Below are 17,687 nucleotides of genomic sequence, written 5' to 3' on the forward strand. Positions count from 1 at the left end.
TTCATCCCCCTTGCCGCAGTATGAAAAACGCTCCTGCCACTCGCCCTGCCCGCCGCATTCCCGCCGCCCGCTTAGTTCGGCTCCGCGCTGCCAATGCCGCCCAGCGTCAGGCCCGCGAGGATGCCTGGCAAGCCAACCAAGATGCCGCTGAGCAGCTGACCAATCCGGTGCCCGAGTTCGCGGCCGCGCCCCGCTTAACGATGCTTCCCGGTGGGCTGCATTGGTCGGCTCAGCAGCCCGTGCCAGCGGTAGGGACCACGGTAACGGTGAACCGCGACGGCCAACAGGAGCGGGCCGAGGTGAAGGGCTACACCCACGCCGCCGGCTTTCTGGGACTGGTGACCGAAACCACCCACCACGCCAAGACCGCCAGCCGCCGCAAGCGCATCAGCCCCCGGGCCGGCGTGGTATTCGGCAGCCAGCTGGCCCTTGCCGCCTAGCGCCAGGCTCATCTTCTCACTATTTCCTTTCCCCTTCAATATGATAACCCCCGCCCCCAAGCAGCCCCAAATCAGCCCCATCGATTGGGCCGGCGACCCGCAGCAGTGCCCGCAGTGGGTAGGATTTCCCACCCGCACCGGCTTACCGGCCGGCCTCCAATGGTCGGGCAGCGGTGAGGTGCCCGCCATTGGTTCCCGCGTTCACATCTACATGAACAGCATCGGCCCGGCCGAGGTGAAAGCGTACTTTCACGCGGAGGGCTATGTAGGGGTGCTTTGCCAGCCAGACAAGATGCCCGAGCATCTGGCGAAGCACGGCGTAACGCTAGGCCATTTTTTCGGCCGTGAGTTGGAGCCCTACACGCCCGGCCCCGCCGCGCCGGCCCAGGTGCCCGAAGTGGTAGAAATCAGCTCGCAGGAGTACCGAGTTATTCCGGCCCCGCTGTACTACCGCAACCTGCACACCGGCCGCATTACGGTGGTGTACGGCGGGCTGGCTGACTACTACGGCTTTTATGATGTGGACCACTTCGTCGGCACGGACCGCCAGGACGAGGCCCAGCTGGCTGACCTGGTCAACTGGCAGGAGATTCCCGAGCACCATTATCTGGAAGTGCACGAGGCCAGCCACGAGCGCAAGGGGCCACAGCTTTTTGCCCTTCGCGCCGGCACGGCGGACCAGGTGGACTACCTGACCGAGCAGTTCCCCGGCCCGTTCCGCATCCCCGCCGCTGTGCCCTACTCATTCGACCAGTACGACACGGTGAGGGACCTGGCCGAGGCCATGAAGGAGCAGGGCCAGCAGTACCGGGGCCGCATCGTGGAGAAAAACGAGTGGCGGACGTGGGTAGCGTTTGAGGAAGAAATGGGGGGCAGCGGGGAATGCCCGTGGGAGCGGGTAGAGCTTGATTTGGGCCAGCTGCCGCTGGACAGCTACGCTTACATTTCGGGCCGGCGGGCCACGGCCGAAGAAGGGGAGGGCAACGGGCGCGTTACGCTGTGGCAGCAGCCCAGCGGGCAGTACTACGTGGAAATCGAGCCCCGCTTTCACTACGGCCCGAATTACCCCACCCTGACCCCGCTAACGCTGGCCCAGGTGCAGGCGCGGTATGCCTTCGACTTCACCCCCAACGGCCAGGAGCCCGCGCCGGCCGAGCACGGCGACTGGATTCCCGAGTACCCGCCCCAGGAGGGCGACGAGTCGGCCGACAACCAGGACAGCACCGAGTACCCGGAATACCCGGCCGACGAGCAGCGCGACTAACCACACTTTTTACAATTGCAAAATCTTATGCTACCGAACCTCCCCGCCATCGAAACCCACGCCGGCCGCATTGCCATTGGAGCTACCGTCCGCAGCACCCGCTACCGCGACGTGCAGGGCCTAGTGACCGCCATTTACTGGAACGGCTATCACTACGCCATCAAGGTAAACGACCGCCACAGCGACGACGCGGGCCAGTACGAGCTACTTTCTGAAAATACCCATCAGGGCTTTAACTACGTCAATCCGAATACCCAGCAGGTGCTAAGCGGCCAGTTTGAGGTGCTGCTGCCGGGGGAGGGCGACCGGATATATTTTGCCGACACCGCCGAGCAGGCCATTGCCTTGCTCGCGGCCACCATCGGTCTGCGCGACCAAGCCCACGAAGTCGAGTACCTGAAGCAGCGGGCCGCGGCCGGCCCGGTGGACGAGCTGCGTTGGCGTGGGCAGGCCGTGGGCAGCATCGTTGGCCAGCTCGCTTACGTGAGCACCGGCTCTGGCAAGCAGCACCCGGCCCCCAGGTTTCTGGTGGGATACCAAGTGCATTTTTTCAGCCCCCATACGACCCACACGATTAGCGGGCTGGCTTTGTACAAGGACCGGCTGAACTATTGCAAGACGCAGTGGCACTATTTCTACGAAGGAGCCCAAGGTACTCACCGCCCCATAAGCGAGGCCAACACCACGGCCGCGCCAGCAGAGCTAGCCGCGTAGCCTATCGTTTTACAATTGCAAAACCAGCAGCTCATTTCTCCCTTTTGTTATAGCTTACCTCAACCCCCAGGAAATCACGGCTCAGGCCGCTGCCAAAGGTTTTCGCGTCGGCGCTTACGTTCACATGAGTACCCGGAACGCCGACGCGGCGGTGCCCATCCGCGAGTTCAGCAATATTAACGGCCAAGTGCAGGCGTTTTGGATGGACGCCGACCACCGACGAGAACGGGGCCTGGGACTTTCACCGCCGCGCCTAGCTAACCCAGGAGCCCCAGCGGTTTGCGTTTTAATACGACGCCGACGGCTTTGACAACTACTTCCGCGTAACGGCCCGGCGCTTGGGCGACGGGCTGTTGAGCATCTTCACCGACACGCAGGCCGTGCTTACCTAATAGCACGACTGCCCAAAGGGTTATGCGCAATAGTATCCCCCGCTGCTCTTAGAAGGCCGTCTAGCTACCAGATGGTGAGCCGCTGAGAGACAGCAACGCGTCGCCACTGAGACTATAGTCCATCCAAACGGGGTTGGCCTGCGCACCTAAGCGCTCATAGAAGCGTCGTCCGGCTTCGTTCCAGGCCGCCACGGCCCAGCGTATCGCGCCGCAGCCGTGCGTTACGGCGGCCTGCGCCGCGGCACGCATTAATTCCTCGCCCAATCGATGGCCTCGATACGCTTCGGCCACGAATAGCTCTTTGATGAAGAGGGTCGGCTTGGTGCTGGCCGTAAAGGGGAGGAAGTAATACACCAGCATGCCCCCCAGTTGCCCATCTACGTGCCGGGCCACCAGGCAGTAGAAATCGGGCGGCTGCTGGGCAAAACCCTGCTGGTAGAGTATTTCAGGCGTGATGGCGAAGGTGTCGCGGTAGCGCTCAAAGTCGGCTAGTCCCTCCATCAGCGGTAAGAGGGCGGGAATGTCGGCGGCCGTGGCCAAGTCCACGCGGAAAAGGGAAGTAGGCATGCTGGGCAGGTTACGGGTAGGAGGGTAGGGTAGCATTTGGAAGGGGCGGAACGGACGCTTTGGCGGTCTTTGGGCGACGACCCCAGCCGCGCAGCTGTACCTCCGCCAGCACCATCGCCCCGAAAATAAGCAGTCCCCCCAGTACCGTGCGGGGCGTAAACGCCTCGTGCAGCAACACGGCCCCCGCGAGGGCCGCGAAAAGGGGTTCGCCTAAGTGGGTGAGGGCCACTTTTTCTTCGCTCAGGTAGTGCTGGGCATAGTGCTGCACCCCGTACCCATAGGCCGTGGCCAGCAGCGCCGTAAAACCCACGGCCTGCCAGAATGCGCCGGCCGTGGGCACGGCCAGCGCGTAGCCCGCGCCCCAGCCCGAGAGCCGGGCCAGCCCTGCGCAGCCCAGCAGCTGCACCACCAGCATCGCCATCAAGTGCGGCTCCCGGGCCGTCCGCCCGCCCAGCAACACGTACCCGGCAAAGGCCACGGCGCAAGCGAGTATCCAGCCATCTCCCGCGTGCAGGTGCCAGCCCCCCGGCACGGCCACCACGTAGAGGCCAACCAGGGCCAGCACGCACGCTGCCCACATCTTAGGCGCCACGGATTGCCGGTAGAGCAGGGCCTTGCCCAGCGGCACCAGCAACACGCTGAGCCCGGTAAGAAAAGCCCCATTGGCGGCGCTGGTGGTTTGCAGGCCGATGGTTTGCAGGGTGCTGCCCAGAAACTGCGGCAGGGCCAGCAGCAGCCCCCACCCGGCCGCGCGCCACGTCAGGCGGGCGAGTTGGCGGGGAAAGAGCAGGGCCACCGCAGCCGCGGCCATCAAAAATTTGTAGGTCTGAAAGCTGTAGGGGTCGGCGTAGCCTACGCCGGCCTTCACCACCGAATAGGAGATGCCCCAAAAAGCCGTGCCCAGCAGCAGCAGGCCCAGAAAAAGCGGTTTCTTTGGCATAGCCCTTATCGCTACTGGTTGCTGAGCAGGGGCAGCTTCATCATAATATCGGTCTGCTCGTCCTCGCCGAGCTTGAACACATGCTTGTCGAAAGCCACAAAGCCGTTTTTCTCATAGAAGCGGATGGCGCGCGGGTTTTCTTCCCACACCCCGAGCCATAGGCACTCGGCCCGCGCCTGCGTGGCCAGGTGCAGCGCTTGCTCGTAGAGCAGCTGCCCCACCCGCTGGCCGTGAAATTCCTGCAGCACGTAAATGCGTTCGACTTCCAGGGCATGGGGAGTGTGCTGCTCGGTTTGCGCCGGGCCGGTGTTCACTTTCAGGTAACCGATAACGCGGCCGGCCTGCTCGGCGAAGTAAAAGGTGGAGTGCGGCTCTTGCAGTTCGGCCGTTAGCTTTTCGGCCGCAAAGCCTTCTTCCAGGTAGGCGCGCATGTTTTCTTCGGAATTACTGGCGGCGAACGTCTCGAAAAACGTTTGGCGGCCGATGTGCTGCAACTGGCGAACGTCAGCGGGAGTAACTTGGCGGAGGGTGATGGGTTCCATAGGGAGGAGTTGTTGAATGGTAAAAAAGGCGGCAAGGCGGAGCCCTACCAGAAAAAGCAGCGGTTATCTTGCGGGCGTGACCCCCAACCTGACCCTTTCCGAGATTCTGCTGGCCACGTACCCGTTGCCGCCCGCTTCGCTGGAGAAGCTGCTGGCGCTGGCCGAGTATGTGGAGTTGCCGAAGGGGGCCGTCTTGTTTCGGGACGACGTGCTGGCCCACCACGTCTATGTGGTGCAGCGGGGCCTGGCGCGGGTGTATGCCCGCCGAGCGGACCGGGAGGTTACGTTTTGGTTTTCCGAAGAGGGGTCGGTCTTAGCTTCAATTCGGGGCTATACGGAGCAGGCCGTGAGCTACGAGACGATGGAGCTGCTGGAAGACAGCGGCCTGTTTCGCCTTAACATGCGGGCGCTGCACGCCCTGTACCGGGAGGACCTCCACTTGGCCAACTGGGGGCGGGTGCTCGTCGAGCGCGTGTGGCAGCAAACCGAGCAGCAACTCATTGCCCGGCAGTTTCGCACCGCTGAGGAACGCTACGCCGACCTGCTGCGCCACAGCCCGCACCTGCTACACCGCGTGGCGCTGGGACACCTGGCGTCGTACTTGGGCATTACCCAGGTCACATTAAGCCGCGTGCGCGCCAAACTCAAGTAGGCACCACATCGCTAGTGCGCTACGGCTTTCAGGCCCAGCACCGACCCGATGAGGGTGGTGAGGAAAAACAGGCGCGGCGCGGTCAGCGGGTCCCCAAATGCGACGACACCGACCACCGCCGTACCTACCGCCCCGATGCCGGTCCAGACGGCGTAGGCCGTGCCCAAGGGTATCTGCACGAGGCTCAGGTTGAGCAAGTAAAAGCTCAGAACCGCACACCCCCCAAAGGCGGCGTACCACCCGACCGCTTCGGCTCCAATCGCCAGCTTCGCCTTGCCGAGACAAAAGGCAAACGCGACTTCGGCCAACCCGGCCAGGACCAACAACAACCACTGCATGACGAATAAGAAAGGTACTGGCACAAAGGTCCGGTCCAGCACACGCGCTTCTTTTTACCAATGTTAAAAACGCTACAAAGCGCTTAGCGTAATTTTATCTCCCCGCGGTTATAAGAAGGCCTAAACGAAAGCGCCCCGGTCAATTGACCGGGGCGCTTTTGCTCGGGCACCGGTGGCCGGCGACAGAAGGAGAAACCAGGGTGTTATCTAATCTCTAATGACTTAAGTGGGCCATATAACAGACCGGAACCGCTAGCCCAGGTACGGTTTCAGAGCCTTCGAGCGGGTGGTGTGCTTGAGGCGTCGAATGGCTTTTTCCTTTATCTGCCGCACCCGCTCACGGGTCAGGCTGAACTGCTCGCCAATCTCTTCCAGCGTCCGCGCTGCGTTTCCATTCAGCCCAAAATGGAGCGTCACAACATCGGCTTCGCGCATCGTGAGGGTCGAGAGGGCCCGCTGGACCTCCCGACGCAGGGAGTCGTTCAGTAGGCCGGCATCCGGGCTTTCGGCATCCTCATTCTCCATTACGTCGAGCAGCCGGTTTTCTTCGCCCTGCACGAAGGGCGCATCCATCGAGACGTGGTGGCCCGAAATTTTCAGCGTGTCTGTCACTTCGGAAGTGCTCAGCTCCAGCAACTCGGCAATCTCGTCGGGCGAGGGCTCGCGCTCGAACTTCTGCTCCAGCTCGGAGAACGAGCGGCTGATTTTGTTGAGCGAGCCCACCCGATTCAGGGGCAGGCGCACGATGCGGCTCTGCTCGGCCAGGGCCTGCAGGATGCTCTGGCGAATCCACCACACGGCGTAGGAAATAAACTTGAAGCCCTTGGTTTCATCGAAGCGCTTGGCCGCTTTAATCAGCCCCAGGTTGCCCTCGTTGATGAGGTCGCCCAGGGTCAGGCCCTGGTTCTGGTACTGCTTGGACACCGAAACCACGAAACGCAGGTTGGCTTTGGTCAGCTTTTCGAGGGCCATCTGGTCACCCTCGCGGATGCGCTGGGCGAGTTCTACTTCCTCGTCTATCGACACCAGGCTCACTTTGCCAATTTCCTGGAGGTACTTATCCAGGGACTGGCTTTCGCGGTTGGTAATCTGCTTGCTGATTTTGAGCTGTCTCATGCGGTAACGCTACTACTTGTTTTGGTTTCTAAACGAGGAAGAACCCACCCCTGGCACTTGGCGCTGCGGCTGGGTCCAATGAGTATCAAGATGCTGGCCGGCGGAAAGGTTCACGGCAAGGGGCAAAGTCCCATCCCGGCTGGTAGCTGCCGGCGTCGGTAGGTCACTGAATCAGCGGGGGGCTGCCCAGTGCGTGCGTGGAGGTGCGGGCCTAGTTGCCGGGGCGTCCTATTTCAAAAAGTGCAGCTTTGTGGCAGGCATCGCGGCCACCGCCAGCGGGACTCTAGTACTGCTACTCACGCATGAAGCAGCACTCCGAGCCGGGTCTGATAATAGCTCCGGTCAAGAAGAATTAACTCAACAGTACCAAGTTAATAAAACACCTGTTATCAGCATAAAAAGGCACAAAAACCGTTCAGAATTTGTACCTTTTTCTACTGTTGAGAACACCCAATGATGAGCTTCACAAACCCTCACCTCCTTTATACTAAAACTTATACTGTCGAGGTTACTTTTTGGCCGGTGCAGCCTGTGCTTTACGCAGTCCCACTACGGTCAAAAACAAGCCCCCGGGGTTGGTAGAAGCCTTCATCTTACCGGTTTTGAGTTTGTAGCAGAAGGAGAAAAGCTCATCGACCATGCGGGCTTCGCCAAGAATCTGTTCAATCAGCCGGGTATCCCGGATATCGAGTTCCGCCAGCCGCTGCCGCGCCATCTGTAGCCGGGAGTCATCCAGGGGCTGCTCAAACGGCAGGGGCAGCTGATGAGGCTCCTGCTGCTTGATTTGAAAGCGGATACTCTCGAAAGAGCGGCCCTTTTTGATGAGCTCGTAGCCGATGTGCAGGTCCGTATTCTGGTTGATTTGAGTCACCGCCACGTCGAGCACGTACTTCTGAAACATGGACACCTTGGTGTACTGCTCCGGCTCGACCCCCTTGGGGTCTTTCAGGGCCAGCATCACCTTCAAGTCGTGCAGGCTGAAAGTGCGGGTTTCAGCCTTGTCCTTCCACTGCGAAGCAATCTGGTAGATGCGCTTGGCGTACTTGCTGCTCAAGCTGAAGGCCGCCTGCAGGCGAAACGAGGTGAAGTTGCGCTTTAAGTCGATAAGATAGGGTCGAATCTTCTCCGAGATTTCCAACTCAATAACACCCTCACCCTTCATGTACTCGGCCGAAGCCAGCAGGCCGACCTGCAGGATGCGCTTGTTATCCTCAATCACGTATTCCCGAGTTCGCAGCGCCGAAGTGGCCTCCAGGAACTGCTGGTAGTTCCACTGCCGACCCGTTAGGTGCTGCAGGTCCAGCACTTTCACCCGGTAGAAGGTGCCGATGCGGTCTTCCTTCTTCAGCAACGAGAGCAGATAGAACACAATGTCCATCTCGCAGGCCGTCATCTCGTAGCGCGCCGTCGTGATGGCGTTGTGCTGCCGGATTTCGAGGCCAGTGGAATTGGCTATAGTAGCCGCATTGTCAAGAACTTGCATAGGGGTGGGAAGGCAGTAGTATAGGCGAAGATAACAAGTGGAAAACAAAAGGAAAGCTCAAAAGAAAGTTTTCCCTCTAGGTTCTTTCTTTTCACTTATAAAACCTTTCCACTGGACTTATAAAACCTTTCCCTTCGCTTATAATCCCTTCCCTTTAGACTTATAAAACCTTTCCTTTGACTTATAAAACCTTTCCTAAGTACCTTCCTAGACAATGAAAATCAACACGTTACAGGCCTTACAAATAAGACAAATAACTAACAAATCTCACAAGCTTGTGATGAGAACAAAAAAAGGCTTTTAGAAGGTCTGATTTCGGGTGGACCGGCAACCCAAAACAGAAAACAACAAAAGGGTATGGGCACTCATTAAAAACAGTGATTGCACTTTACTAATATTAAATGTAATATAAACTCAGGATACCCCCCTTTATCCTTCAAATAACCTTTCTGTCACGACTCCCAACCCGCTGTAAGTGTATCAACTACCTAAAAGAGCTAGCGATGACGAAAGGAAAGGTTTTATAAGTCTGTTGCCACCTCATTGAGACATTACTCACAGCCGCAAATTCCGGCGCATCTGGGGCATCAGACGCGGACCGGATTCCAAAGGAAAGGTTTTATAAGCCCACTAATAGGCTTTCACTAACATTTGAGCAAGCTAAAAGAAAGGTTTTATAAGCCGATTGCAAGCATTTGCTCAGCTTTTCGCCCAGCTTTTACTATGCTAAGGGAAAGGTTTTATAAGCCAAAAGTGCTGTTTGAACGCCATAGACGAAGATATTCCGGACTTTACCAGCCGCCTGCTTTCCTTGCGTGACAGGAAATCCATTTTTCCAGGCCCATATCAAATCCCAAGACGAGCATGAGCCTCGTGAACATACTCGCGGGGCATCAACTAGGCTGTTCCCAGAGCAAAGACAGGCAACAGGCCACTAAAGCTCTGCTCAAGATAGCATAGACCAGGGGTTAGAAGCAGTGAGGCAAATCCGGCTGAGCACGTAAGCACCAGACCGGTGGCCAGTACCACAGTGGATTTCCGAAAAAACGAGAGGGGAAAAGCTATTCAGAGAGCCTCCTTACACCTCTAATTAGTCAATAATTGACAATATAATTTAAATAAAATTGAAACATTAACAGGCTATTTTGCGTTTAATAACTGTCAGGAACGCAATAAAACAGCCTTTTGCTTATGAGCGCTAAACCCGAAGTCGTAGAGGAAGCTTACACCATCTTGTCCCAGCTGGGAGGCCGCCGCTTCCTAGTGATGACCGGGGCCGACAAGCTCATGGCCGCCGGCCGGACGGCCAGCAACCCGAACCCCTGGCTACGCATGGACCTGCGCCGCAACCAAGCCCAGGTGAACCGGCTGAAAATTACGCTCATGCCCACTGACACCTACAAAGTGGAGTTTTACCACCAGAAGCTGGTCGACTGGGAGCCGGTTATCACCAACCAGCAGACGTTTGAAATGGTGTACGGGGAGGATTTGCCCGCCCTCTTCACCTCGGTCACGGGCTACGATACCCACCTTTAGCGCCTGCCGGATGCAAGCCAGCGAAGCCCCCATCATCATCCATCCGGGCTGGAACCAGTACCGCCGCCGGGTTATCGCCGCCATTACCGACGTGGAAATGCTGATGCAGCAGTTGGGCAAAGGCTTGGACAGCGACGGTCTGACCGCCGAAGTGGCCCAACGGCTCGGGCTGCGCATCGATACCCAGGCCGATTTCGACGTGCTCAGTGCCCTAGTGCGGGCCGTGCGCCCCATCGGCCTCGAAGCGCTGCGGGCCACCCGTGAGGACCAGGGCGGCCAGTTTTCCCTCCTGCTTCTTTAACCCCAATGCCATGCCCCAGGCCCAGGATTTAGTTGTTGGCGATGCCGTGTATTACGCCCGGGAGCGGGCGGTAGGCCTGATTTACACCACCTACGAGCGGGGCCGCCACGAGCGCCCGGGTGTGCAGCTGCTACTCAGTGACGGCCGCGACCTGAGCGGCTTCAGCGCCGAGGAGGCCGACCGGTTTTTGCAGCCTTTAGGCGATACGGGCCTGCGCTACGAGTTTGCCAACGTGGGTCAGCTGGCCCGCGACTACCAGCACGGCGTGTTCGGCCAGGCCTTCCACAACGCTCAGGTGCTGCTGCTCGCCCGGGAACTGGCTAGGCCCGGCCCGCCCACGAAGTAGTCATTCTCGCCCTTTTGTTCTTTTTGCCATGCCCCCGACTGCTCAATACCCCCTGAATTGCCCCATTTTCGCCCCGCAGCTGGCCTATCTGGCCGTTGAGCAACAACCGGCCGATTCCACCGAAGCGCAGCGCCTGGAGCAGCTGCGGCAGCTTATCGAGGCTGCCCCCGATACGGCCGACCTGCGCGGGTTCGCCGAGCCCACCCGCCAGTTGTTAGGCCCCGGCTACCAGGTGCACTGCGGCAGCTCGCACATCTGGATAAAGCGCGACGACCAGCCCGAGCGCCTGGCCATCGTGGCCGACCGCTACACCACCGCCTACCGCGAATGGAACAGCCCGCAACAGGCCCCGAGGCCGGAATAGCCACTTATAAAAAGTGGTTTTTCAGTTCCGGCTTTGCCTTAACTTGCCTCTCCAACCCTGACTACGCCCCCCATGTACAACTTTCAGAGCCTCACAAAAAAGGACTGGGTCACCGACTACGGCTTCCGCAAAGCGCTCGCAGCCGACCCCGGCACCATGAAGTTTGGCGGGCAGGCCATGGGAACCGGCCGCCGGGACATCGTGGAATACTGGCAGCGAGAGAAAAGCCACTACCGGCTCTGGGAGCTGCTGCTTTACATGGGCAGCCACACCGTACCGCAGACGGTGGCCTACTTCGACCTGCCAGCCGACTCGGACGAGTTCCTGCGCTGGGTGTACAACGAGGTTTCCCACGAACAGCGCGAGCAGGTGGAGGAAATGGTGCAAGGCTTCGCCAGCGGCTTTGACCAGATGAATTTTTTCCCCTACGCCGAGTTATACGCTGTCTGGCAGCGGGCCGAGGAGCGCCAAGCCCGCGAGGGCAACGTGCTGGTTTACCTCGACCGCATCACCGAGCCGGACGGGGCGGAGATACTCCGTTACCAGGCACCCAGCTTTTTTGAATAGCCGAACTACGGGGCGGCGGGGGCCGTAATGTTGCAAAAATTGACTAATCTTTGCTCGTGTTAGACCTCTTTGCAGCCCCGGCTATGCTCAAACCAAGTTCCTATAATTCGCTGGCCGAACTCATTCATGCCCTGGGTATGCGCAGCGACACGGCCCGGCACATCGGCATCTCGCACAACACCCTGAACGTGCGCATGGCCAAGCCCGGCAGCTTCACGCTGGATGAGTTGGTGAAAGTGGCCGAGCTGGCCAAGTCCGACCTGCTCACCATGACCAGGCTGGCCCAGAAACAGATGGACAACCCCGTGGAGCCGCCCGCGCCGGCGCTGGGCCGCCCGCGCTTCAAGAAGAACCAGCCAGACGCCAGCTAGCTTTTAGTCAGCAAACGCCTAGCTCAGGCAGCAGCTGCACTACCATTCGTAGCCAGTTTCTGCACTTCACCCGCGACTTTTTACCACTCATCCTTTTTTCTCCAGAGGGCTAATCGGGCTGGGTAGTTTCGCTGCGTACTAGCTACCCAGCATGAAGCTTATTATCGTCGAAAGCCCCAACAAGATTAAGAAAATCAAGGGCTATGCGGGCCCCGATTACGAGGTGGCCGCCTCCGTGGGCCACATTCGGGATTTGCCCGTGGGCGGGGGCGACATTGGGATTGACCGCGAGCACGGCCACGCCCTGAAATACGTCGTCAGCGACGACAAGAAGGCCGTGGTGGCCAATCTGCGCCGCCTGGCCAAAGCCGCCGGCCCCCAGGGCGTGTACCTGGCTACCGACCCCGACCGGGAGGGCGAGGCCATTGCCTTTCACCTCTGCGAGGTGCTGGGCCTCGACCCGCGCACAACCAAGCGTATTGCCTTTCAGGAAATCACCGAGAAGGCCATCAGGGCCGCGCTGGCTGCGCCCACCACGGTGGACCTGCACCTGGTGCACGCCCAGGAGGGCCGCCGGGCCGTGGATAGGCTGGTGGGCTTCACCATCAGCCCCGTGCTCAACCGCAAGCTGGCGGCCGGCCTCTCGGCGGGCCGGGTGCAGTCGGTGGCCGTGCGCCTGGTGGTGGAGCGGGAGCGGCAGATTCAGCAGTTCAGCGACGCATTCACCGTGCCGGTGGTGGCCACGCTGCAGACCAGCCACGGCGAGCAGCTGCGGGCCCGTCGCACGGCCCTGCCCTTCGCCGCGCTCGACCAGGCGCAGGCCTACTTGCTGCAGGTCGGCCGCGGTGCGGGCTTTGGCGTGCTGGCCGTGGAGAAAAAGCCGGTGGAGCGCCAGCCCGCGCCGGCTTTTTCGACCTCGACACTGCAGCAGGAAGGCGTGAAAAAGCTTCGGTTCACCGTGCAGAAGGTGTCGGACCTGGCCCAGAAGCTGTTCGAGGGCGGCCACATCACCTATATCCGCACTGACAGCGTGAACCTGGGAGAGGAGGCTACCCAGCAGGCCCAGGCGCAGATTACGGCGCAGTTCGGAGCCGGCCAGTTCCAGGCCCGCCAGACCAAAAACAAGGACGGCGCGCAGGAAGCCCACGAAGCCATCCGCCCCACCCACTGGGAGCAGGCCCACGCCGGCGACACGCCCGACGAGCAAGCCCTCTACCGGCTGATTTACACCCGCGCCCTGGCTTCGCAGATGCTGGCCGCGCGGTACGACCAGACCACGATAATCCTCGCGCCGGCGGCCGATGCCGCTGACACCTACACCAGTTCCACCCGCGTGCTCACCCGCGCCGGCTACCTGGCCGTGTACCAGGACGCCGAGGAAGAAGGGGAGGAGCCCGACGATGAGGCGAAAACGACCCTCCAGCATCCGGTGCAGGAGGGCGAGGCGCTGACGCTGGTCAAGCTGGAGGCGCGGCAGAGCTTTGCCCGGCCCGCCAAGCGCTACAACGAGGCCACCCTGGTCGCGGACCTAGAAAAGCAGGGCATTGGCCGGCCGAGCACCTACGCGTCAATCCTGCGCACGATTTTCGCCCGGAAGTACATCGGCACCGGTAGCGTGGCGGGCAAGAAGCTTACCGCGCAGGTGCTGACCTGGCAGGGCGGCCAGCTGACCACCAGCCAACGAAGCGAGACGCTGGGCGCGGATAAGGATAAGCTGCTGCCCACGGCCACTGGTACAGAGGTCACGGAGTTTCTGGAGCGCAACTTCCCCAAGGTGATGGACTACAAGTTCACCGCCGGCTGCGAGGCCGTGTTCGATAAGATTGCCCGGGGTCAGCAGACCTACCAGCAGTTCGTGCCGATGTTCGATAAGAACCTGCTGGGCTGGGTGGCCGCCGCCGACCAGCTCACCCCGGACCGGGCTGAGTTGCAAAAGCGCCTCGTCGGCCACTTTGAAGGGGCAGAGATGCTGGTGGGAACCGGTAAAAACGGCCCCTATATCCTGCACGCCGAGAAATACTACAACATTCCCGAAAGCATCAGCCCCGCGCAGCTGAGCGAGGCACAGGCCCAGGACCTCATTACCCAGCGCCGGGCGTCGGCTCCCCGCGAGGTGGGCCAGCACGAGGGCAAGCCGGTGGTGGTGGGACAGGGGCCGAAAGGCGTGTACCTGAAGTGGCGCGAGCAGTATTTCAACGTGCCGGCCGGCATATCGGCCACGGCCGTTACCCCGGCGCTGGCCGTCAATTACCTCATCAAAGCCCAGGCGGAGGCTGCCAAAAACGTGCTGGCCACCGTGGGCAAGTACACCATCGGCCGCAACGAGTGGGGCCTTTATGTCACCGATGGGGAGGTAAAAGCTAAGTTTAAGCCCGACTGTACGGAGGAGCAGGCCCGGGCCACCACGGCCGAACAGGCCGCCGAAATGATTAAAAGCTACAAAGCATGGAAGAAGAAAAACGCGGGCCGGAAGTAGCGCCCCTGACCTTTCCCGACCTAAGCCTGGCCCTGCCCTATCAGGACGCGCTGCTCTACGCCCAGAACCGGTTGAAGATGATTGCGCGCGGTGGGCTGCTGCCGTTTTGCGAGGCGCACAGGTTTCCCTATACCACCATCATCAACCTCAAAAATGGCAACCTGAAGAAGGAGGAGCCTCGGCTGCTACATCGCTTGTTGCGCAGCCTCGACGTGCCCAACGAGCTGCTGCAGTTTCCGCCGGATAGCCCCAGCCAGCGGTTTTTGCTGCCGGACGGGGAGGCGCTGGCCACCTTCCAGACTCAGATGGCTTATTTCAAAGAGACTTGTTGAAGCTACTTACTATCCAGTATTGCGGTTTTTGGACAAAAAAATAAGGCTCGCAGTCCGTTTGTTGAAACGGACTGCGAGCCTTAAAAGTGAGATTACATTGAGAGATTGGTGCTCGCTGACAGCAGCCGAAGCGGATTTTGATTAATCCGCTTCATTTGAAAAGGTCAGTTTATCCCACATTCTACGCCAGAACCCTTTGGGGGGCTTCACTGGTAGCAATGGCTCAGGAGCTACAATTACCTCATCAACAATGGCAGTTTCAACACTCTTGAACTGCTTCTTCTTGGCCAATCGGTCCCTAGTTCTGCCTGCGGCAATTTCTCCCGATGACCATTGGCCCGACCACTTGATTTTCCCGTGCTTTATCCAGTAATGTGACTGGCACGGAAAGCTCCAGTTTCCTATCGAAGGGGTAATGGAGATTGATTCGCCATCATAGATGAGCTTCCAATCGGTCGGCGTCAGCGGCGTAATAACCTTGTTGCCGCAGCCACAGCAGCAATTGTGTGCTGCTGTGGCGTAGGTCATCGACACATAGAGAATGCCATCTTCCAACACCTTGGGGATGAACTCTACAAATTCGTGGTTGAGGACGGCGCTCTTCATGCTGGCTGGTCCTCATTCTGCAAGATGTTGCCGTCGATAGTGTAGGTGCTATGCAGCTCGTGCTCCAAGTCCTGATAAAACCCGGCCATTTTCTTCCACTTTACCACCGCCAACGCTCCGTTCAGGGCATTCAGGTCAGCGATTTGAATGTTCTGCCGGTACTCATTGCCCTCGTCACCATCACCGAAGGAAATGCGCTGCTTGTCATGCACATGCGCGCGTTGCTGAGCGCTACTAGCTGTTACCCGCACAATACCACCCAAAGAGTTGGTTTTCTCATTCAGGTAAATGCCCATACCCACATCAATAAAGGGAATGGCGAATGCTTCCAAAGCCGCGACGATTGCCCGCTTTGCACTACCCTTATCGAGGCACAAAAATACGAAGTTCATGCTCCGCAGCTGCTCGACATTGGTGGCATCCAGGTAGCCGTCATGCGGGAAAATGTGACGGTGCATGTTGCCATACAAGCTCGCAAAGTAATTGACTTTTTGCGGCTTGCCTTGTAGTGCCGCCACCGACGGAGCCCCTGGTGAGCGAAACGCATTGTGTTGGGAAAATACGTCGCCGTCGAAGAGATGAATCTGCTGCACCGGTGTTTTGGCCACTAAATCCAACACATAGGTTCCCGTGCCACCCAGGCCCACGATGGCTACTTTACCAGACGCTAGCTTATCGGTAACCATCGAAATCCGCGCCCTGGTGGAGGCCGTGTCGTAATAATGGAAAACCGACTCGTCGGTCGTTGGCTCAATCACTGGGAATGATTTGGCGGTGACGGAAGTGTCGAGCGCCTCAGCCGCACTCGCAATAATGGCAACGTACGTTGTCACTAGCTGGTAGTAGTCCGAGTAGCCCGCTTGAAGAGGAAAGGGCTTGCTGGAAAACGTATGGTCAACCAGTACCCCAGCAGCCAATGGCTGCTGGGGCTGGCTTCCGATGACGAGCTTGCTCAATGGGGTGCCATCCTTATCACAAGGATACCCACCCGTGAAATAAGCCACGTGCGTCGCCGGTTTCGTGGCGATATTCCCTGCCATTGATAAGTGCGTTACCAATGTTCCGAAGCCAATTGCTCGGCTCGAATTCACGTACGGAATGCCTTTGGCGAGCAGGAAACCAGCTCTGATTTCCACGTCATAGCCTTCGTTTCGAAGGCGCTGCAGGTCGGGACTAAGACTTATCAGTTGCTGTTGCATTGAAAATCATTCCGTCTTTAACCTTAACAACATCTCCTTCTACCAGGCTGCCCTCCGGCTTATTGCCGTGGCCCCTGCGGTAAGTAAGCGTGTAGCTCACGTTCGGTCCGCTGGCCAGTTCGGCCAACGCGATGATTTCTCGGAACGTCATTTCCTCCTTCGCCACCACATGCGGAGTCCCGTTTACGATAATGGTGATGTCTTTAGGACCTCCATTGCCGCTGCCATTGTTGCCACTGCCCGGATTGCCGTTCCCAGGATTTTCACCGGAATTGCCATTACCGGCACCACCGCTGCCAGAGTTACCTGACCCGGAGTTGCCGTTGCCAGAATTTCCGTTACCTGGGTTTGCACCCGAATCGCCGTTTCCTGCGCCGCCGTTGCCCGGAGTACCGCCTCCGTTGCCGGAGTTGCCAGCATTGCCGTTGCTCGGATTTTCGCCAGAATTACCGTTTCCGTTACCGCCGCTGTTACCAGCGCCAGGGTTGCCGTTACCGGGGTTAGGATTTCCAGCCCCCGCGTTTCCATTGCCGGAATTGCCGTTGCCATTATTACCGTTGCCGGCAGCGTTTCCCGCGTTACCGTTGGCGGGGGGGGTGTTTTTTGTTTCGGGCTCTTTATTCGAGCCTTTGTTACTAGTGTCCATGTTACTGGAATGTTGGTTTTAGGTGTGTGAAAGTGACAGGCGCAGGCCAGCATAATTCAATCTTGGTTTGCTGCGAAAACTGCATGAGCAGCCCCGTTCTCCATTCGCCGGACGGGCAAAAGGCAGCAAGCGGAGGTGCGCCTCGCTACTACTAGCGAGGCGCATTCCAATTAGAAAATGAATTAGCCTTTCGAGGACTCGGGGTCGTTGCCGTAGCTGTTTTTCTCCCGAATCTGGCCGTTGCGCCCATGAATGAGCAGTTCGCTCCCCCGGTTAATCGCCATCTGGCGGCCGATGGCTGCCGCGGCAGCCTGGGTAGGAACAATAGTGGCCGCGCGCTCGGCGCCGGCCGTCTTGACTGCCCAGCCGTTTGGCCGGGAGACGATGTGGACGTTTTTGCCCATGGTCGTGGTATTTTGGTAAGCTTGTGGCCTCAAACCGTGAGGCCGACCGAGCCGGAAAACCACGCACTCATTCGCCGCTAATAAAAAAGCA

The 17,687-nt window shown here is 59.2% G+C and carries 22 protein-coding genes; 12 read left to right on the forward strand and 10 right to left on the reverse strand.

The window, feature by feature from the left end; all coding sequences use genetic code 11:
* Positions 1 to 20: 20 nt before the first annotated feature.
* From Q4S41_RS23545 to Q4S41_RS23555, 3 genes are read left to right on the forward strand one after another with little or no spacing between them, the layout of a single operon-like run.
* The gene (locus tag Q4S41_RS23545; RefSeq protein WP_305033577.1) at positions 21 to 440 is read left to right on the forward strand and encodes a hypothetical protein; all 420 of its coding nucleotides are present in this window, start codon (positions 21 to 23) and stop codon (positions 438 to 440) included.
* Between the two features lie 40 nt (positions 441 to 480).
* A complete protein-coding gene (locus Q4S41_RS23550) occupies positions 481 to 1,704 on the forward strand; it encodes a hypothetical protein (RefSeq protein ID WP_305033578.1) in 1,224 nt (407 codons plus the stop codon).
* A 27-nt stretch (positions 1,705 to 1,731) separates the two neighbouring features.
* Positions 1,732 to 2,418, forward strand: coding sequence for a hypothetical protein (locus tag Q4S41_RS23555; RefSeq protein ID WP_305033579.1), 687 nt, complete (start codon positions 1,732 to 1,734; stop codon positions 2,416 to 2,418).
* A 452-nt stretch (positions 2,419 to 2,870) separates the two neighbouring features.
* Here the strand turns inward: Q4S41_RS23555 and Q4S41_RS23560 are convergent, their stop codons facing one another.
* From Q4S41_RS23560 to Q4S41_RS23570, 3 genes are read right to left on the reverse strand one after another with little or no spacing between them, the layout of a single operon-like run.
* Positions 2,871 to 3,377, reverse strand: a complete 507-nt coding sequence (locus Q4S41_RS23560) for a GNAT family N-acetyltransferase (RefSeq protein WP_048826615.1) — start codon at positions 3,375 to 3,377, stop codon at positions 2,871 to 2,873.
* A 10-nt stretch (positions 3,378 to 3,387) separates the two neighbouring features.
* Positions 3,388 to 4,317 carry a DMT family transporter gene (locus Q4S41_RS23565; RefSeq protein WP_305033580.1) on the reverse strand — a complete coding sequence of 310 codons (930 nt, stop codon included), beginning with the start codon at positions 4,315 to 4,317 and terminating at the stop codon, positions 3,388 to 3,390.
* Positions 4,318 to 4,328: 11 nt separating this feature from the next.
* Positions 4,329 to 4,859, reverse strand: coding sequence for a GNAT family N-acetyltransferase (locus Q4S41_RS23570; protein WP_044518268.1), 531 nt, complete (start codon positions 4,857 to 4,859; stop codon positions 4,329 to 4,331).
* A 76-nt stretch (positions 4,860 to 4,935) separates the two neighbouring features.
* Here Q4S41_RS23570 and Q4S41_RS23575 point away from each other — a divergent pair, with 76 nt between their 5' ends.
* Positions 4,936 to 5,511 carry a Crp/Fnr family transcriptional regulator gene (locus Q4S41_RS23575; RefSeq protein WP_048826613.1) on the forward strand — a complete coding sequence of 192 codons (576 nt, stop codon included), beginning with the start codon at positions 4,936 to 4,938 and terminating at the stop codon, positions 5,509 to 5,511.
* A gap of 11 nt (positions 5,512 to 5,522) precedes the next feature.
* Here Q4S41_RS23575 and Q4S41_RS23580 read toward each other — a convergent pair whose 3' ends face one another.
* From Q4S41_RS23580 to Q4S41_RS23590, 3 genes are all read right to left on the reverse strand, one after another.
* Positions 5,523 to 5,849, reverse strand: a complete 327-nt coding sequence (locus tag Q4S41_RS23580) for a DMT family transporter (protein WP_044518266.1) — start codon at positions 5,847 to 5,849, stop codon at positions 5,523 to 5,525.
* Between the two features lie 252 nt (positions 5,850 to 6,101).
* The gene (locus Q4S41_RS23585; protein ID WP_305033581.1) at positions 6,102 to 6,965 is read right to left on the reverse strand and encodes a sigma-70 family RNA polymerase sigma factor; all 864 of its coding nucleotides are present in this window, start codon (positions 6,963 to 6,965) and stop codon (positions 6,102 to 6,104) included.
* Positions 6,966 to 7,473: 508 nt separating this feature from the next.
* Positions 7,474 to 8,448, reverse strand: coding sequence for a replication initiation protein (locus tag Q4S41_RS23590; protein ID WP_044518262.1), 975 nt, complete (start codon positions 8,446 to 8,448; stop codon positions 7,474 to 7,476).
* A 1,191-nt stretch (positions 8,449 to 9,639) separates the two neighbouring features.
* Here Q4S41_RS23590 and Q4S41_RS23595 point away from each other — a divergent pair.
* The 8 genes from Q4S41_RS23595 (at position 9,640) to Q4S41_RS23630 (ending at position 14,741) form a co-directional block, all read left to right on the forward strand.
* Complete coding sequence (locus Q4S41_RS23595; RefSeq protein ID WP_196294820.1) at positions 9,640 to 9,984, forward strand: hypothetical protein; 345 nt, start codon at positions 9,640 to 9,642, stop codon at positions 9,982 to 9,984.
* A 10-nt stretch (positions 9,985 to 9,994) separates the two neighbouring features.
* Positions 9,995 to 10,285: a hypothetical protein gene (locus Q4S41_RS23600; RefSeq protein WP_305033582.1), complete on the forward strand. Its 291-nt coding sequence runs from the start codon at positions 9,995 to 9,997 to the stop codon at positions 10,283 to 10,285.
* A gap of 10 nt (positions 10,286 to 10,295) precedes the next feature.
* The gene (locus tag Q4S41_RS23605) at positions 10,296 to 10,631 is read left to right on the forward strand and encodes a hypothetical protein (RefSeq protein ID WP_305033583.1); all 336 of its coding nucleotides are present in this window, start codon (positions 10,296 to 10,298) and stop codon (positions 10,629 to 10,631) included.
* Positions 10,632 to 10,659: 28 nt separating this feature from the next.
* Positions 10,660 to 10,995 (forward strand): hypothetical protein, encoded by a 336-nt coding sequence (locus Q4S41_RS23610; protein WP_305033584.1) that lies wholly within the window; start codon positions 10,660 to 10,662, stop codon positions 10,993 to 10,995.
* A gap of 72 nt (positions 10,996 to 11,067) precedes the next feature.
* Positions 11,068 to 11,562, forward strand: coding sequence for a hypothetical protein (locus Q4S41_RS23615; protein WP_305033585.1), 495 nt, complete (start codon positions 11,068 to 11,070; stop codon positions 11,560 to 11,562).
* An 83-nt stretch (positions 11,563 to 11,645) separates the two neighbouring features.
* Positions 11,646 to 11,933, forward strand: coding sequence for a hypothetical protein (locus Q4S41_RS23620; RefSeq protein WP_213019121.1), 288 nt, complete (start codon positions 11,646 to 11,648; stop codon positions 11,931 to 11,933).
* 151 nt (positions 11,934 to 12,084) lie between these two features.
* Positions 12,085 to 14,409: a type I DNA topoisomerase gene (topA, locus tag Q4S41_RS23625; RefSeq protein WP_305033586.1), complete on the forward strand. Its 2,325-nt coding sequence runs from the start codon at positions 12,085 to 12,087 to the stop codon at positions 14,407 to 14,409.
* Positions 14,379 to 14,741, forward strand: a complete 363-nt coding sequence (locus Q4S41_RS23630; protein WP_305033587.1) for a hypothetical protein — start codon at positions 14,379 to 14,381, stop codon at positions 14,739 to 14,741. The genes topA and Q4S41_RS23630 overlap by 31 nt, the downstream gene beginning before the upstream one ends.
* Before the next feature lie 141 nt (positions 14,742 to 14,882).
* Here Q4S41_RS23630 and Q4S41_RS23635 read toward each other — a convergent pair whose 3' ends face one another.
* From Q4S41_RS23635 to Q4S41_RS23650, 4 genes are all read right to left on the reverse strand, one after another.
* On the reverse strand, positions 14,883 to 15,347 hold the full coding sequence (locus Q4S41_RS23635) for a DUF6527 family protein (RefSeq protein WP_305033588.1): 465 nt from the start codon (positions 15,345 to 15,347) through the stop codon (positions 14,883 to 14,885).
* Positions 15,344 to 16,546 (reverse strand): ThiF family adenylyltransferase, encoded by a 1,203-nt coding sequence (locus tag Q4S41_RS23640; protein ID WP_305033589.1) that lies wholly within the window; start codon positions 16,544 to 16,546, stop codon positions 15,344 to 15,346. Before Q4S41_RS23640 ends, Q4S41_RS23635 begins: the two co-directional genes overlap by 4 nt.
* Positions 16,521 to 17,192: a multiubiquitin domain-containing protein gene (locus tag Q4S41_RS23645; protein WP_305033590.1), complete on the reverse strand. Its 672-nt coding sequence runs from the start codon at positions 17,190 to 17,192 to the stop codon at positions 16,521 to 16,523. Before Q4S41_RS23645 ends, Q4S41_RS23640 begins: the two co-directional genes overlap by 26 nt.
* 182 nt (positions 17,193 to 17,374) lie before the next feature.
* Positions 17,375 to 17,596 carry a DUF2188 domain-containing protein gene (locus tag Q4S41_RS23650; protein WP_070747130.1) on the reverse strand — a complete coding sequence of 74 codons (222 nt, stop codon included), beginning with the start codon at positions 17,594 to 17,596 and terminating at the stop codon, positions 17,375 to 17,377.
* Positions 17,597 to 17,687 lie beyond the last annotated feature (91 nt).

The sequence above is a fragment of the Hymenobacter convexus genome, assembly GCF_030580955.1.
GTDB lineage: Bacteria > Bacteroidota > Bacteroidia > Cytophagales > Hymenobacteraceae > Hymenobacter.